Genomic DNA, 15,631 nt, shown 5'->3' on the forward strand with positions numbered 1-15,631 from the left:
GACGCCCGCCGCAGCGCTGATACGGGCACCGCGACCGGCACTGTCCGGTCGCGGCCGGGACCGTCACCCGGCCGCCCGCCTCCTCTGTGAGCATCGGCCCCCCAACGGTGGGGCGCGGGTCGAGGAGGCCGGTATGCGTACGTGGCAGGAGTGGGCGGCAGCGGTACGGCTGCTGTGGCGAGCCGGCCCCCGGCACACGGTCGTCCTCGCGGTGGTCATCGTCTGCGAGGCGCTCACCGGCCCGTTCGTCGTGGTCGCCACCGGGCGGCTGGTGGGCGCGCTGCCCGGAGCCGTGGCGGCGGGAGCCGGGTCCCCCGAGGCCCGCCGCGTCCTGTCCGCCCTCACCGCGTTCGGCGCGCTGATCCTTCTCCGCACGGGACTGCGCGCCCTGGACAGCGGACTCGCGGCGGTGCTGAGGCTGCGCGCGGCCAGTGCGGTTCAGGACAGGGCCGTCGCGGCCGGGACCGGCCCGGACGGCGTCGGACACCTCGAAGAACCGGGCTACGCCGATACGTTGCGGCTGGTCACCGAGCCGGGCACCCGGCCGGACCAGCTCGCCACCCTGCTCCCCGGGATCGTGCGCCCCAGGCTCGAAGGACTCGGCCTGCTCGTCCTGCTGGCGCCGCTGGCATGGTGGGCGCCACCGCTGCTCGCACTCGCGGCGGTGCTGACCTACCGCTCCTACCTGCGCCTGGCGCGGAACGTGCACGGCAGCATGGAGGCGGCGAGCGCGGTGATCCGCGAGGCGGCCTATCTGCGTTCCCTGGCCGTGGACCCCGAACCCGCCAAGGAGACAAGGGTGTTCGGGCTCGGCGACTGGCTCGCCGACCGCATGACGGCCGTCTGGCGGTCGGGCATGGCCGGGGTCTGGGCCACGCGCGGCAGAGCGGCGCGCCGGGCCGGTGGCGCGGTGGCGTTCGTGGTGCTCGCCGAGGGTGCGGTCCTCGGATACGCGGCCTTCGCCGCCGCACACGGCGACCTGGACCTCACCCGGCTCGTGATCAGCGCCCAGGCGGCGCTCGCCGTGCCCGCCCTCGGCTGGGTCGGCGACGACGACCTCATGGTGCGGGACGCACTGCTGGGGCTGCGGTCGCTCACCGCGCTGGAACTGCGGGGCACCGCGGGCGACGACGGGAGGCCGGCACCGGAGGTCCGCCGCGGCATCGCCTTCGAATCCGTGGACTTCACCTATCCCGGCACGGACGACCCCGTCCTGCGCGGACTCGATCTGGAGATCCCCGCGGGCACGTCCGTGGCGCTCGTCGGCGCGAACGGTTCCGGCAAGACGACACTGATCAAACTCCTGACGCGCCTGTACGAGCCGGACGCCGGGCGCGTGACGGCGGACGGCACGGATGTGCGGGAGTGCGGCGCGCGGCAGTGGCGGCGCCACATCTCCGTCGTCTTCCAGGACTTCGTGAAGTACCCCCTGACACTGCGCGACAACGTGGCGATCGGCGCACCGGACCTCGGCGACGACTCCCGCGAACCGGAGCGCGCCCTGGAACACGCCCTGGAACACGCCCTGGAACTGGCCGACGGTACCGAGCTGCTCCGTACGCTCCCGGCGGGCTGGGACACCGTGCTCTCCCGGCAGTTCACGGGCGGCGCCGACCTGTCCGCGGGCCAGTGGCAGCGGGTCGCGCTCGCCCGCGCGCTGCTCGCCGCGCGGGCGGGGTCCGTGCTCGTCCTGGACGAACCCACCGCCCACCTCGACGCACGGGCGGAGGCCGCCTTCTTCGACCGGTTCCTGACGGTGAGCGGGGGCGCCACCACGCTCCTGGTCTCGCACCGCTTCTCGGGCGTGCGCAGGGCAGACCTCATCCATGTCCTGGACGGCGGACGGATCGTGGAGAGCGGTACGCACGACGCGCTGATGGCGCTGGGCGGCACGTACGCCCGGATGTACCGGCTACAGGCGGACCGCTTCAGCGACGTGGGCGTAGAGGCTGATCCGGACACGGCGGCCCAGCTTGCCGTGCCCGCCGACGACACACGGCCGCCAAGGCGCGAAGCTCCGCAGAGCCCGGCCGAGGCCGACACCCCAGGGACTCCCGGACGCGGCGGGCGCGGAGTGCCCGGCGCGCTGCGCACCCTCGTCGTCGGGTCCTTCCGGGAGTCCTGGCGGCTCGCCGTGCTCGGGCTGCTGCTCGTGCCCGCCGCGGCAGGACTCGCGGCCCTGCAGGCCCTCTGGCTGCGGTCCATGGCCGAAGGCGCGCAAGAAGGCATCCTGGGGACCACGATGACGGCGGCGCTCCTGCTCGTCGTGAGCCTCGGAGTGTGGGAGGCCGTCGAACTGGCGGCCGTCGGGGCCAGGATCGGGCTCAGTGAGCGGGTGGGTTTCGCCTTCGACCGGCTGCTGGCCCGGCTCGCCGCCGGCATCCCCGGACTGCGCCACCAGGAGTCGCCCGCGTTCCAGGACCGGCTCCACCTGCTGCGCGACCGCACCCTGGCCATGGGCGCCCTGCTCAACTGGGTGCTCAACCTGCTCGAACAGCTCGGCGGTTTCCTGGTGACCGCCGTGCTCCTCGCCACCGTCCACCCCGCCCTGCTGGTCCTGCCGCTCGTCGGGGCACTCGCCATGCGCCTTCAGATCTCCGCCCGCGGCGTCATCGCCCGCTCCCAGGACGCCACGGCCGCCGACTACCGCCTCGCCGCGCGCCTCGCCGACCTGGCCACCTCACCGGCGGCGGGCAAGGAGCTGCGTGTCTACGACGCCGGGCCCGAACTGCGCTCCAGGGTAGGCGTGTTACGGCATCGCGCGGACCTGGTGAAGACACGGGCGCAGTGGCGGGTCGCCGCGATCGGCGGCGCGGCCGGGCTGCTCAACTCGCTCGGCCTGATCGGCGCGGTCGCCTTCGTCGCGCACCTCGCGGTGACCGGCCGTACCGGTCTCGGCGCGGTCCTGCTCGCCGTCGTCCTGGCCGGGCGTTTCGCCGGGCACGTCGCCGGACTCGTACAGGCGACGGGAGCTGTCGTCGAACTCCTGCAGAGCGCCGAACGGCTGCGGTGGCTGCAGGCGTACGCGGAACGGGCGGGACTCACCGCCACGGCGGCAGTGCCCTCGGAGCTGCGGCAGGGCATCGCCGTCGAGGGGCTCTCCTTCCGCTACCCGGGCACCACCGCGGCCGCGCTGCACGACGTCGAGCTGCGGCTGCCGGCCCGGGGAGTGGTGGCCCTGGTCGGCGAGAACGGTTCCGGGAAGTCCACGCTGGTCAAGCTGTTGTGCCGGATGTACGAGCCGACAAGGGGCCGGATCGCCGTCGACGGGACCGGCCTCGACACCCTGGACCCGGACCGGTGGCGCGAACGGCTCGGCGCCGCGTTCGAGGACTTCGTACGCTTCGAGTTCACGGTGCGCGAGACGGTCGGCGTCGGCGACCTGCCGCGGCTCGCCGACGAGCGGGCGGTCCTCGGAGCCCTGGGCCGGGCCGGCGCCGCCGACCTGCCCGGAGCGCTGCCGGGCGGCCTCGGCACCCGATTGGGCAGCCGCTGGGAGCACGGGACGGACCTGTCGACGGGGCAGTGGCAGAAGCTGGCGGTCGCGCGGGCCCTGATGCGTCCGGCGCCCCTGCTGCGCATCCTGGACGAGCCGACCGCGTCCCTCGACGCGGAGACCGAGCACCTCGTCTTCGAGCGGTACATCGAGGCCGCGCGCCGCCCCGGCCCCGGCACTGTCACACTGCTGGTCTCGCACCGCTTCTCGACCGTGCGCGGCGCCGACCTCATCGTCGTCCTCGACCACGGACGGGTCGCCGAGACCGGCAGCCACGAGGAACTGCTCGCCCGGCGCGGCCTCTACGCGCAGATGTACGGACTCCAGGCGCGCGCCTACCGGTGACCTCGCCGACCGGTGACGAGAACGCGGAAGGAGCGCCGGCCCGGGGCCGGCGCTCCTTCGTTCTGCTGACGGACGGTGTGCCGCGTACGGACGGCTACGCGGCGGAGCCCGGCGGCACCAGCCACGCCGGGTCCCGCGGCTCCACCTTGTTGGCGAAGGCCACGAACTGGGCGTACGCGGCCAGGTCGGCCATCGCGGACTGGATTCGCAGCAACGCGGAGTCCGACTCCGGGCCGTCCACCCGCTCCAGCCAGTCACCGATGAGAGAGGCCACGGCCACGGTGCGGCCGCGCATGTCGCGGCAGATGCCGGCCGGGCCGCCCTTCGCGGCCTGCCGGGCGAACGCCTGCCACAGTTCGGCCGCGTGCGGCACCTGACCCAGGCCGGTGCCCGACCGGTAGAGCCGGTCGTAGTCGAGCCTGCGGTACCACGAGGCGGACTCCTCGGTGAGGGTGCCCGTGGCGAGGATGTCGCCCACCTGGGCCAGCATCCGGGCGGCGTTGTCGAGCCGGTCCCGCGCCGCCGCGGCGTACACCGCGGAGCCGGCCATGGCGTCGCCGTGCTCGGCGAGTTCGAGCGCCCGGCACAGCTCGCTGGTGGCCGCGGTCAGCTCGGTGCCCGCGGTCCGCGCGAGGTCCTTCTTGTCGCGCAGATCGTCCTCGCCGAGGGCGAGCATCTTGTTGCAGACGGCGCTCATGTCCGGTTGCTCCTTCCGTGTCCGGCGCCGGCGACGGCACTGGGGGTCGTACCGAGGATGTTGATGACAGCCAGCGCCTGACCGTAGATCCGGATGCGGTCGAAGGCGGTGAGGAACTGCCAGGCCAGGCGCTGCCAGTCGGCCGGGTGCGCTTCCGCGGCCCGGGCCGAGAAGTCGTCGAGATCCGCGGAGAACCCCGTCAGCGCGGTCACGAAGTGGCCGTACGCCGCCTCGTCCCCGCCCGCTTCGTAACGCAGCGCCAGGGTCTCGACGTCGGTCTCGTCCAGCTGGACGAGGTCGGACTCCCGGGCGGCGCCGAGCGTCTCGCGCACCGGGGCGGTCCCGCCGCCCGCGACCCGCAGCCGCTCGTCGTGGACCGGGTAGAAGCCCAGCTCCTGGGCGATGCGGTGCGAGGTGCGGTACTCCACCAGCGCGGCCCGGACCGCGGCGGCGGCGCAGCGTACCCGCAGGGCGGCCTGGCGCTGGTCGTTCAGCTCCAGGTCGGCGTGCATCAGGTGCAGCTCGCCGCCCGCCCGCATGAAGTGGGCCGAACCGGTGGCGATGGGGCCGTCCACGCGCTCGTAGAGGGACTGTTCGGCGATGCTGCCGTCAGGCAGGCCGGGTGCTTTGTTGCAGACCCTGCTCATATAGGTCGTGTCTCCTTCGTGCTCCGATGTGGGTCGTGCGGTGTATCGGTCGTGCCGTGTTCGACGCCCGGTGTGGTGTTCCGGTGGGAAACCCGGGGAACCGCACCAAACCGGCGGGCGGCATTCCACGAATGCCGTAGTGACGGCCGATGCGGTGCCCGGTCGCCGGACCGCGGGACCCGGGCGGTAGCTGGATGCTCGCAACGCGTTCCTGAGGCGGCCCTCGAAATCGGGCACCACCGGACAGATCCGGATGACCTCGGCCAGGCGACGGTCAGGAGGCAGCGAAGAGTGACGGGGGCAACGGGGGTTGCGGGGGCGGCGGGACATCCGCCGGACGGGGAACCGAGGGAGGCGGCGGCAGGCGTCGGCCCGCTCGATTCCGTGGACACGGCCGACGCGCTGGCCGCGCTGCTGCGGCAGCTGCGCCGACGGGCCGCGCGCAGGAACGGGGGAGCGCAGCTCACCTACCGGCAGCTGTCGGCGCGGACGGGCTGGGCGCACGGGGTCATCGGCGACTACTTCGCGGGCAAGACGCTGCCGCCGACGGACCGCTTCGACACACTGGTCCAGCTGCTGGGCGCCACCGGCCGCGAGCTGCGCCTCCTCGCGACTGCCCGCGACCGGGTGGAGGAGGCGCGCCGCTCCCGCCCGGTGGCCCACGGCCGCACGGACGACACCGGCCCCGCGCCGCCCGTGCCCCGCCAGTTGCCACCGGACATCGCCGAACTGCCGGGACGCGCCGGGGAGTTGGCGGCGCTCGACGTGCTCCGTCCCGGACCGCGGGGCGGCGGGCCCGTCGTGGTCGCGCTCGACGGCCCCGGTGGTGTCGGCAAGTCGGCGCTCGCCGTGCACGCGGCCCATCGGCTCGGCGAGCGGTTCCCCGACGGCCAGCTCTACGCCGACCTGCGGGGCTCGCACCGCGACGAGCGACCCGTGCCGCCGGCCGTCGTGCTGCGGCGGTTCCTCGGTGCGCTCGGCGCCCCGAGGCCGTACACGGGCAGCGCGGCGGACGCGGCGGCGGCCTACCGGACCCTGCTCACCGAACGGCGGGTGCTGATCGTCCTGGACAACGCCGCGGACGCGGCCCAGGTGCGGCCCCTGCTGCCCGCGGCGCACGGCTGCGCGGTCCTCGTCACCAGCCTCGGCGTCCTCGCCACCCTGAACGGCGCGGTCCACCTCCACCTCGCGCCCCTCGCAATCCCGGCCTCCGTCGCGGTGCTCGGCCTCTGGGCCGGGCCCGGGCGGCTCGCCGCCGAACGGGGCGCCGCCGAGTCGATCGCGCGCCACTGCGGGCACCTGCCGCTGGCCCTGCGCATCGCGGGCGCCCGGCTGGCGGCACGGCCGCGGTGGCCGGTGCGGGAACTCGCCGACCGGCTGGCCGACCCCGCGCGGCGGCTGGCGGAACTGTCCTTCGCCGACCTGGACATGCACGCGGCCCTGGAGGCGGGCCACCGGGATCTGCTGGCGCGCGGCGCCACCGGCCGGGCGGCGGCTCTCGCGCTTCCCCTGCTGGCCGCGGAGCAGGGCGAGCTGACGGTGGCGGAGGCGGCGGCGACGACCGGCGGGGCGGTGCCGGCGACCGAGGTGATCCTGGAACAGCTGGTCGACGTGCAGCTCCTGGAGTCACGCGCCCCGGGCCGCTACCGCTTCCACCCGCTCACCCGGCTGTTCGCCCTCGGGGTGTCGCCGGGGAAGACGGCCGGCGCCCGCGTGTGCCGCTGACGTGCGCCGCGCGTCAGCGCACCCCGTGCGGCCGGAACTGGATGCTGATGCGCCCGCCGGTCGCGCGGGCCGACTTGGGAATGGCGTGCTCCCAGGTGCGCTGGCAGGACCCGCCCATCACGATGAGGTCGCCGTGTCCGAGCGGGTGTCGCACGGTCTCGCCGCCCCGGCGCGGGCGCAGCAGCAGGTCGCGGGGTGCTCCCACGGAGAGGATGGCGACCATCGTGTTCTCGCGGGCGCCCCGGCCGATGCGGTCGCCGTGCCAGGCCACGCTGTCGCGCCCGTCGCGGTAGTGGCACAGGCCCGCCGTCGTGAACGCTTCGCCGAGCTCGGCGGCGTAGTGCGCGGAGAGGGCCTGCCGGGCCTCGTCGAGCACGGGGTGGGGCAGTGGTTCGCCGGACCGGTAGAAGGCGAGCAGGCGCGGGACGTCCACGACCCTCTCGTACATCTGGCGGCGTTCGGCCTTCCACGGGACGTCCACGGCCAGCCGTTCGAACAGGACGTCGGCGCCGCCGAGCCAGCCCGGCAGGAGGTCGATCCACGCGCCGTCGCCGAGGACCGTCCTGCGGATTTTGTCGAGGGAGCCCAGGCGCACGTCGTCGCCCTGATCGAAGAGCGATCCCTGGAGCTGGTGCGTTGCCATGCGGCCACTGTACCCGCGATTCGAACGCTTGAGCTAATGCGAAAAAACGGGAGTGCGCCCCGTGCTGGGGCGCACTCCCGTTGCCGTCGCCGTCGCTGTCACCGCTTCCCGGTGAACAGGCGGTAGGCGAACAGAACGATCACAGAGCCGATGATGGCGGCGATCCAGGTCGACAGGTGGAAGAACCCGTTGATCGAATGGACGCCGAAGATCACCTTGCCCAGCCAGCCACCGATCAGCCCGCCCACGATGCCGATCACCATGGTCACCAGGCAGCCCCCCGGGTCCCTGCCGGGAGTGAGGGCCTTGGCGATGGCTCCCGCGATCAGACCGATCAGGATCCAGGCGATGATGCCCACGAGACGTTCCTTTCCTTGTGCGCGGATCGGCTCTGGATGATCAGGCCGACACCAGAGCGAATGTCCCTTGGAGGGCGTCTCACACAGGACCAAGGTCATGTTTGGCCGGGACGAAAGGCGGGAGCGGGTCCGGCGGGCGAGTGGCGCGCACGGAGCTTATGGTGGCCGAGCGGCCAACGGAGACAGCCATGACGTCAGCCAAGAAGCCCCCCGTCGACAAGCCCCCCGTCGACCTGGAACAGCGCCTGCTCCTGACCGGCGTGGGCAGCTTCGACTGGGACCTGGAGACCGGCGCGCTCACCCTCGACGCCGGCTCCCTCGCGGTGCTCGACCTGCGTCCCGACGAATTCGACGGCCGCGTCACCTCGCTGCAGGGACGTATCCCGCCCGAGGAGGCCGTACGCATCAACTACGCGGTCACGGAGGCCGCCGCCAACGGCGAGGACCTGTACGGCGTCTACTTCCGGGCCCGGCACCGCGACGGCACGATCCACCTCGGTCACGCACGTGGACACATCCGCCGCGACGACGAGGGCCGGGCCGTGCGCGTACTCGGCATCCTGCGGACGGCCTCGGACGACGGATCGGAACTCGCGGCCATAGACCCCAGGGAGGAACGCCGTCAGGGCATCGCCCTGATGGTGCAGGGCACCACGGAAGCCCTCTCCCGGGCGGTCACGGTCGACGACGTGGTCGCCGTGCTGTCCGGCGCGAGCGGCCTCGACCGGTTCGCCGCCGACGGCCTCGTCCTCGGCCTGGTCGAGGGCGAGAACCTGAAGCTGATCGCGCTCGTGGGCCAGACGATGCAGGCCCTCGACGAACTCAAGCTGCACAAGTTCGACCAGTCGCTGCCGCTGGCCGAGGCCGTCATGACCCGCCAGCCCCGCTTCGTCGGCTCGCTGCCCGACCTCGCGCGGCACTTCACCCGTCTGCGGCCCTACATGGAGCACATGAGACTGGACTCGGCGGCGTTCCTGCCGCTGGTCGCCCAGGACCGCGCCATCGGCGGGCTCGCGCTCTTCTACCGAGGCCGCAAGGACTTCACCGACGCCGACCGCAACCTCTGCATCGGCCTGTCCGGGATCGTCGCCCAGTCGCTGCAGCGCGCCATGCTCTTCGACGAGGAACGCGACCTCGCCAAGAGCCTCCAGGCCACGATGCTGCCGCGCGGCATCCCCGACGTCCCGGACTCCGAGGTCGCCGTCCGCTACCACGCGGCCTGGGGCGGACGGGAGGTCGGCGGCGACTTCTACGACGTGGTCACCCTGCCCCGCGGGCGCATCGGCCTGGTCGTCGGCGACGTACAGGGCCACGACACCCACGCCGCGGCCATCATGGGCCAGCTGCGCATCGCCCTGCGGGCCTTCGCCGGCGAGGGCCACCCGCCCGGCACCGTGCTCTCCCGCGCCTCCCGGTTCCTCGCCGAGCTGGACACCGAACGGTTCGCCACCTGCACCTACGCGCAGTTCGACCCGGCCACCGGCATCGTGCGCGCCGTCCGGGCCGGACACCTGCCCCCGCTCGTGCGGCACGTGGACCGCAGAGTGGGCGTGCCACGGGTCCCCGGCGGGCTGCCGCTCGGGATCGCCACCGACTTCGGCATGGAGGACTACCCCGAAGTGCGGCTCGACCTCGTGCCGGGCGAGACCATGGTGATCTGCACGGACGGGCTCGTGGAGGACGCCGGCCTCGACCTCGACACCGGCATCCGGAACCTCGCCGAGGTGATGCGCACCGGCCCCGAGACGGCCGAGGAGCTGGCGGACCATCTCTCACGCGCGCTGTGGGAGAGATGGGGCACCGGTGACGACGTGGCGCTCCTGGTGCTGCGCCGCCTCCCCGACCCCGGCACCCCCCAGGAGCCGCGCATCCACAGGTACGTCCACCAGGCCGACCCCGAAGGACTCGCCGACGCGCGCGCGGCGCTGCGGGAACACCTCGCGGCGTGGGAATTCGGCGAGATCGCCGACAACGTCGAGGTGGCGGCCGGCGAACTCCTCGTCAACGCCCTCGTCCACACCGACGCGGGCGCCATCCTGACGCTCGAAGTGCTCTCTGGCCCGCCACGCCGCGTCCGCCTGTCGGTGAGCGACCGCTCCAGCGCCCGCCCCCGCAAGAGAGCCCCGGGGGAGACCGCCACCTCAGGCCGCGGACTGCTCCTGGTGGAGGCGGTCGCCTCGCGCTGGGGCGTCGAGCCGCGCGGCGAGGGCAAAGCCGTCTGGTGCGACTTCGCCGCGCCGTGAACCTGACCGACCCGGCAGCTCCTGCGTCTAGGCTTCGCCGTATGGAGCAGCGCGAGATCATTCAACGAGTCGTCGGGATCCTGACCGAGTCCCTCGAGATGCGCCGGCAGGTACGCGAGAACCCGGACGGGGAGATCGAGAACAGCGGCGCGGTCGGCGCGATGCTCGAGGAGATGCTGCCGCGCATCGAACTCCCCGCCGAAGCGACACCCATCGAGGTCGCCGCGGTGGTGGGCCAGGAACTGGGGCCCGTCATCGAGCAGATCACGTCCGCCTTCGCCTTCTCCTTCGCGCAGCTCGCCGAAGTCCATGACGAGGGCCGCACCGACGTGTCGACCGCGGACGTGCTGAGGTCCATCGCCCTGCACTTCGAGAGCGAGGAAGAGCAAGAGGACTAGAGGACTAGAGGCAGAGGAGAAGAGGAGGGGGAGAAGAGGAGGAGAAGAGCGGGCGCATCACGGGTGGGTCGCGGGGTACCCGGGGTGATCTCCGCCCCGGGCGGCCACATGGCGGCAGCGCCGACTGTGTGCGCAGCCTGGTGGCAGGTCATCTGAAGCCACTCGGAAGAAAGAAACACGATGCGCGCCCTTTCCTTGGTCTGCACCCTCAACGCGTCCCCCGAGCCCTCCAGCAGCCAGCTGCTCTCGGACCAGGTGATGCGCGAGTTCGAGAAGCTCGGCGTCTCCACCGAAACCGTCCGCGTGGCCGATCACAACGTGCTCCCCGGCGTCTCCGTCGATCTGGGCGGCGACGACGCCTGGCCCCAGCTGAGGGAGAAGGTCCTCCAGGCCGACATCCTCCTCCTCGCCACACCCATCTGGCTGGGCCACCCCTCCAGCATCTGCCAGCGGGTCCTCGAACGGCTCAACGCCGAGTCGGAAACCGACGACCAGGGGCGGCCGCTCATCTTCGGGAAGGTCGCGGCGGTCGCCGTCGTCGGCAACGAGGACGGTGCGCACAAGGTCAGCGCCGACACGTTCCAGGGCCTCAACGACATCGGCTTCTCCCTCGCCCCGAACGCCGTCACCTACTGGGTGGGTGAAGCGCAGCACGGCACCGACTACAAGGACCTCGAAGCCACCCCCGAAGAGGTCGCCGAGACCACCCGGACCCTCGCCGTCAACGCCGTCCACCTCGCCACCCTGCTCAACGACCATCCCTACCCCGCCTCCTGACCGGGAAGGCGGCGGTGCGTTTCGCCTGTCACGGCGTGGGCAGGCGGTGCAGCTGAGGCCGGGTGCGGATTCGCGCACCCGGCGCGCTGCCGCTGCGGTGCCGCCTCCCCGTGGCGCGCCCGGCCCGAGCGCACCGGAACGGATGGAGAGACAACCGTGATACGTCGAGCCCGCGCCCGCTCGCACGCCAGAGCCGCCACGTTCGCCGCCGCGTGCGGTGCCCTGCTGGTGAGCGGCCTGGCCGCCCCGCCGGCCGGCGCCGCCACCGGCGAGGCGGCCGGGTCCGGCGCGCAGCAGCCGCGGACCGAGCGGCCGGTCTGGGCCGTCGCGCACCGGGTGCTGACCGTCGACGGCGTCGACAAGGCGCTCGCACACGGGGCCAACGCCGTGGAGATCGACGCCACCGCCTGGAAGAAGGGCTGGTGGGCCGATCACGACGGGTCCCCCACCAGCGCGGGCGACACCATGGCGGACATGTTCGACCGCATCGCGCAGCAGCGCCGGGCGGGCAAGAACATCAGTTTCGTCTGGCTGGACATCAAGAACCCCGACTACTGCGACAGCGGCGACACGAAGTGGCGCCACTGCTCGGCCGCCGCCCTGCGCGACCTGGCGCGCGCCAAGCTGGAGAGCGCCGGGGTGCGGGTCCTCTACGGCTTCTACGGCACCGCGGGCGGAGCCGGCTGGAAGGACGTCGGCGGCGACCTCACCGACCTCGAAGGCGTGGACATCAGCGGCGACGCCGACGAGGTCCGACGGCAGTACGGCGAGTTCGGCGGGGCCATCGCGCAGAACCAACGCGTCATGGACAAGGGCTTGTTCAACCTCGGTCTGCCGACCGTCCTCGGGAAGGTGCGGGAGCAGCTCCGGCTCGGCTCGCAGGCGCGGGACCGCGGGGAGCTGGCGCGGGTCTTCGGCTGGACCACCGCGGCGGGCGACGGCGACGCGACACGCCAACTCCTCGACGAGTCGGGCGGCGACGCCGACGGGCTGATCTACGGCCACCGCGCCTCCTGCTACCCCGACGGCAACTCCGGCGTCCGCGGCTGCGGCAAGGACGAGTCGCACGCGAAGCAGGCCCTCGCCCACATCCACGAGTTCGTCGAGGCCCACCGAGAGACCCGCCGCATGGCCACCACGGACGACGTCCCCTTCGGCAACTGAGTGCCTCATCGGGCAACCGAGTGTGCCCGGTGGGCTCCTGACAGGCGCCGCTGGCCCTCCTAGCGTCGTGACGTGAGCCTTTGGACCTCCCTGGAACCCGCATCCACGACCGTCGACCCCGGCAGCGGCACCACCGTGCGGCTGCGGGTGCGCAACACCGGCGACGTCGTCGACGCGTACCGCTTCGAACCGGTCGGTGATCTCGTCCCATGGACCACGGTGGAGCCGCAGTCGCTGCGGCTCTACCCGGGGACGACCGGCACGGTCGAGCTGACGTTCGCGCCACCGCGTACGCCGGACGCGGCCGCGGGACCGCACCCGTACGCGGTGCGGATCACGCCGACGGAGCATCCCGGAGCCGTCTGCGTCCCCGAGGGGAACGTCACCGTCACCCCGTTCACCGAGGTGCGCGCCGAACTGGTGCCGCCGACGGTGAAGGGGTGGTTCCGGGGGCGGTCCCGGCTGGCCGTGGACAACATCGGCAACACCCCGGTCACCGCTTCCCTCAGCGGCAGTGACACCGGCGACCGGCTGGGGTACGAGCTGGAGCCGGGCAACGTCCGGATCGAGCCGGGCCGGGCCGCGTTCGTGGACGCGACGCTGCGGCCCCAGCAGATCATCTGGTTCGGGGCCAAGCAGGAGCAGCCCTACTCGCTGGCTGTGCGGCGCTCCGGCGCCGAGCCGCTCGGTGTCGACGGGACCTTCCTGCAGCGCGGACTCCTGCCGAGCTGGCTGGCCGGCACCCTGGGGCTGCTTCTCGCGGTGGCCATCGCGTGCGTGACGATCTGGCTGACGTACCGTCCGCAGATGCAGACCGCGGCACGGGAGAAGCCGCAGGCAGCCGGCAAGGTCGTACCTGCGCAGCCGCCCCCTCCGTCCGAGAGCGCGCCGCCCGCGCAGAAGGAGAAGCCGAAGGAGCCGCCGAAGAAGCCCGACGAAAGCGCCCCGGAGGAGGACGCGGGCGGTGGAGACGGCGGCGGGGGAGAGGAGCCCGAGGAGACGACGGCGGCCACCGCGGTGCGCGACCTCGCCGGCAGCAGCGAGGGCCGCCACATCTGCTACCGCGCCTACGTCGACGGCGACGGCTGGCAGGACCCCGTGTGCGACGGGGAGGAGGCCGGAACCGCCGGTGGAGGCAAGGCGATCAAGGCCCTCGACGTCGCGGTGTCCGACACCCAGGGCGTCACCGGAAGCGGCGCCTATGTGGGCGAAGGCTGGCGCGAGGGCATCCCGTGGTCGGACGCGGACGACGAGGAGGACATGGTCATCGGCTCCACCGAGGACGCGGACCCCGCCATGCAGGGCTTCACCATGAAGGTCTTCGACGGCTCCGTGTGCCACGACGCCTACGTGCGGGACAGGCAGTGGATGGGCGAGGTGTGCACCGACCCCGGCGGCTGGAAGTACGGTGGCAGCCCGATGGAGCTGAACCTCCCACTGGAGGCGGTCCGCTTCACCGTGTGAGGCGCAGCGGCCCGGGGTGAGACGGAGCGGCCCGGTCAGATGTATCCCTCACGCAGCGCGTACGCCACCACGTGCGCCCGGTTGCGCAGGTGCAAGCGGGTGGTCAGGCCGTACATCACGTTCTTGACGGTGCGTTCGGAGTACGACAGTTTCGTGGCGATCTCCGCCGTGTCGAACCCCTCGGCGACCAGCCGGACCACGTCCACCTCACGCTTGGCGAAACTCGTGAGGTATCCCGGCTCCTCGGCGCCGCCCCGGTGGAGGCGCCGCACCTGGCCGATGAGCTGGCCCAGCAGGTCGGCGGGCAGATCACCGCCTCCCTCTGCGGCGGTGAGCACCGCCTGTGACAGGCGGTGCGCGGTCGCCTCGCGGCGCCAGACGATGGCCGCGACGCCGCACTCGATGACGTCCAGGAGTTCGTGCTCACGGAGGGTGCCGGTGATCAGCACCGCGCGCGTGCCCTCACTGCGCACCGCGCGTCTGAGCCGGCTGAGCGCCGCCTCGTCGAGGGTGTCCTCGACGAGCAGGGCGACGGTGGCCGGGCCGGAGTCCCCGGACACCTCGACCTCCGGGTGCCGGCGCAGCAGGCTGAGGACGCCCTCGCGGCTGATCGGGTCGGGAGCGGTGACGGCGACCCGTACCCGGTGGGTCTGCGGGGACCGGGCGGGCCTGGGGGAGCTGGACAAGCGGATCTTCCTCACTTCTGCGACGGGTTGCCTCACGCATGCCGGGGGCGCCGCCGCGTCCCTGAGGACCGGCGGCGCCCGGTGGTGTCGGTCAGGAGCAGGACTTGTAGAAGTGCTTCCAGCCGTCGGTGGGCATGGCGGGCGGCTCGGCGGGGGTGCCCCAGTCGCCGTACTTCTCCTCGTGCTCCTGGTTGTACTTCCCCGGACCGCTGCCGGGCTTCGACAGGCGGACGTTCCGCTCCAGCACCCCGTCGCCGGCGTTGCTCAGAACGGCGAGGTCCGGGTAGGCGTCGTCGCCGTAGTTGGCGACGCGGAGCTCCTTGGCCTCGCCGGCGTCGCCGATGTCCAGGTGCCTGGCGCCGGACGAGGCCAGGTTCGAGCGCTTGAGCGGGCCGGGCCGGTAGTCGGCGACGCGGGCCGTCGCGGGGTCGTCCACGCCCGAGGGCTCGACGATGTTGAGGGCCATGTCCAGCTTTCCGTCGTTCTGGAGATCGGCGACCGCGGCCGTGGTGACCTCGCCCGGCTTGGTGCCGAGCAGCTTGCTGACGGTGTGCTTCGTGCCGAACGTGCCGTCGGCGGCCCCCCATTGGACCGTCATCCTGGTGCCGGTGTGGCCGGGGTTCGTGATCTTGTCGGGGCGGCCGTCACCGTCGAGGTCGCCGACCAGCGTCGTGGCCCCGGCCAGGCACGGGGCCGCCGCGCGGGCGGTCTTGCCGGAGCGTCCCGCGTCGTCCGATGAGGACGATCCGGCCGCACCGGCCTGGTGGCCGGCGACCGTCAGGGTCAGGGCGACGGCCGCGACCGGCACGGCGATCAGACGTGAGCGCTTGCGAAGCATGTGCGGACTCCCAAGGTCGTTGCTGCGAAACGGTGCTCGCGACCGGGTCATGGCTGACCGCCCGGTGAGCAGGGGTCCACCTTGCGGTCAGCCCCGTCCCGGAAGCCACGAATGCCGGGGAAGCGGGGACGCTGGAACGCAGAAATCGG

Annotated in this window: 13 protein-coding genes; 7 read left to right on the forward strand and 6 right to left on the reverse strand. The window is 72.9% G+C overall.

The features are described from left to right. The first annotated feature begins 133 nt into the window (after positions 1–133). Positions 134–3,841, forward strand: coding sequence for an ABC transporter ATP-binding protein (locus tag AB0N81_RS35110; protein ID WP_365365684.1), 3,708 nt, complete (start codon positions 134–136; stop codon positions 3,839–3,841). Positions 3,842–3,935: 94 nt separating this feature from the next. Here AB0N81_RS35110 and AB0N81_RS35115 read toward each other — a convergent pair whose 3' ends face one another. Both AB0N81_RS35115 and AB0N81_RS35120 read right to left on the reverse strand, forming a co-directional pair. Then, a complete protein-coding gene (locus AB0N81_RS35115) occupies positions 3,936–4,538 on the reverse strand; it encodes a hypothetical protein (RefSeq protein WP_365365686.1) in 603 nt (200 codons plus the stop codon). Then, a complete protein-coding gene (locus AB0N81_RS35120; protein WP_365365688.1) occupies positions 4,535–5,185 on the reverse strand; it encodes a hypothetical protein in 651 nt (216 codons plus the stop codon). The genes AB0N81_RS35115 and AB0N81_RS35120 overlap by 4 nt, the downstream gene beginning before the upstream one ends. Positions 5,186–5,476: 291 nt before the next feature. On the opposite strand from AB0N81_RS35120, the gene AB0N81_RS35125 reads away from it, so the two are divergent. Beyond that, on the forward strand, positions 5,477–6,910 hold the full coding sequence (locus tag AB0N81_RS35125; protein ID WP_365365690.1) for a helix-turn-helix transcriptional regulator: 1,434 nt from the start codon (positions 5,477–5,479) through the stop codon (positions 6,908–6,910). A gap of 13 nt (positions 6,911–6,923) precedes the next feature. On the opposite strand, the gene AB0N81_RS35130 is transcribed toward AB0N81_RS35125, so the two are convergent. Together AB0N81_RS35130 and AB0N81_RS35135 are read right to left on the reverse strand one after the other, a co-directional pair. Further along, a complete protein-coding gene (locus AB0N81_RS35130; protein WP_365365692.1) occupies positions 6,924–7,553 on the reverse strand; it encodes an alpha-ketoglutarate-dependent dioxygenase AlkB in 630 nt (209 codons plus the stop codon). 98 nt (positions 7,554–7,651) lie between these two features. Next, positions 7,652–7,912: a GlsB/YeaQ/YmgE family stress response membrane protein gene (locus AB0N81_RS35135; RefSeq protein ID WP_365365694.1), complete on the reverse strand. Its 261-nt coding sequence runs from the start codon at positions 7,910–7,912 to the stop codon at positions 7,652–7,654. Positions 7,913–8,100: 188 nt separating this feature from the next. On the opposite strand from AB0N81_RS35135, the gene AB0N81_RS35140 reads away from it, so the two are divergent. The 5 genes from AB0N81_RS35140 to AB0N81_RS35160 all read left to right on the forward strand — a co-directional run bounded on the left by AB0N81_RS35140 (position 8,101) and on the right by AB0N81_RS35160 (position 13,958). Further along, complete coding sequence (locus tag AB0N81_RS35140) at positions 8,101–10,155, forward strand: SpoIIE family protein phosphatase (RefSeq protein ID WP_365365696.1); 2,055 nt, start codon at positions 8,101–8,103, stop codon at positions 10,153–10,155. Positions 10,156–10,196: 41 nt separating this feature from the next. Continuing rightward, positions 10,197–10,553: a hypothetical protein gene (locus AB0N81_RS35145; protein ID WP_365365698.1), complete on the forward strand. Its 357-nt coding sequence runs from the start codon at positions 10,197–10,199 to the stop codon at positions 10,551–10,553. 180 nt (positions 10,554–10,733) lie between these two features. After that, positions 10,734–11,330, forward strand: a complete 597-nt coding sequence (locus tag AB0N81_RS35150; protein WP_365365700.1) for an NAD(P)H-dependent oxidoreductase — start codon at positions 10,734–10,736, stop codon at positions 11,328–11,330. A 156-nt stretch (positions 11,331–11,486) separates the two neighbouring features. Continuing rightward, positions 11,487–12,494: a phospholipase gene (locus tag AB0N81_RS35155; protein WP_365365702.1), complete on the forward strand. Its 1,008-nt coding sequence runs from the start codon at positions 11,487–11,489 to the stop codon at positions 12,492–12,494. A 72-nt stretch (positions 12,495–12,566) separates the two neighbouring features. Further along, positions 12,567–13,958: a hydrolase gene (locus tag AB0N81_RS35160; RefSeq protein WP_365365703.1), complete on the forward strand. Its 1,392-nt coding sequence runs from the start codon at positions 12,567–12,569 to the stop codon at positions 13,956–13,958. A gap of 35 nt (positions 13,959–13,993) precedes the next feature. Here AB0N81_RS35160 and AB0N81_RS35165 read toward each other — a convergent pair whose 3' ends face one another. Then, the gene (locus AB0N81_RS35165; protein ID WP_365365705.1) at positions 13,994–14,644 is read right to left on the reverse strand and encodes a response regulator transcription factor; all 651 of its coding nucleotides are present in this window, start codon (positions 14,642–14,644) and stop codon (positions 13,994–13,996) included. 91 nt (positions 14,645–14,735) lie between these two features. Next, positions 14,736–15,482: a VCBS repeat-containing protein gene (locus tag AB0N81_RS35170; protein WP_365365707.1), complete on the reverse strand. Its 747-nt coding sequence runs from the start codon at positions 15,480–15,482 to the stop codon at positions 14,736–14,738. Between the last annotated feature and the right edge of the window lie 149 nt (positions 15,483–15,631).

It is taken from the genome of Streptomyces sp. NPDC093510 (assembly GCF_040683555.1).
In the GTDB taxonomy this organism is placed as follows: domain Bacteria; phylum Actinomycetota; class Actinomycetes; order Streptomycetales; family Streptomycetaceae; genus Streptomyces.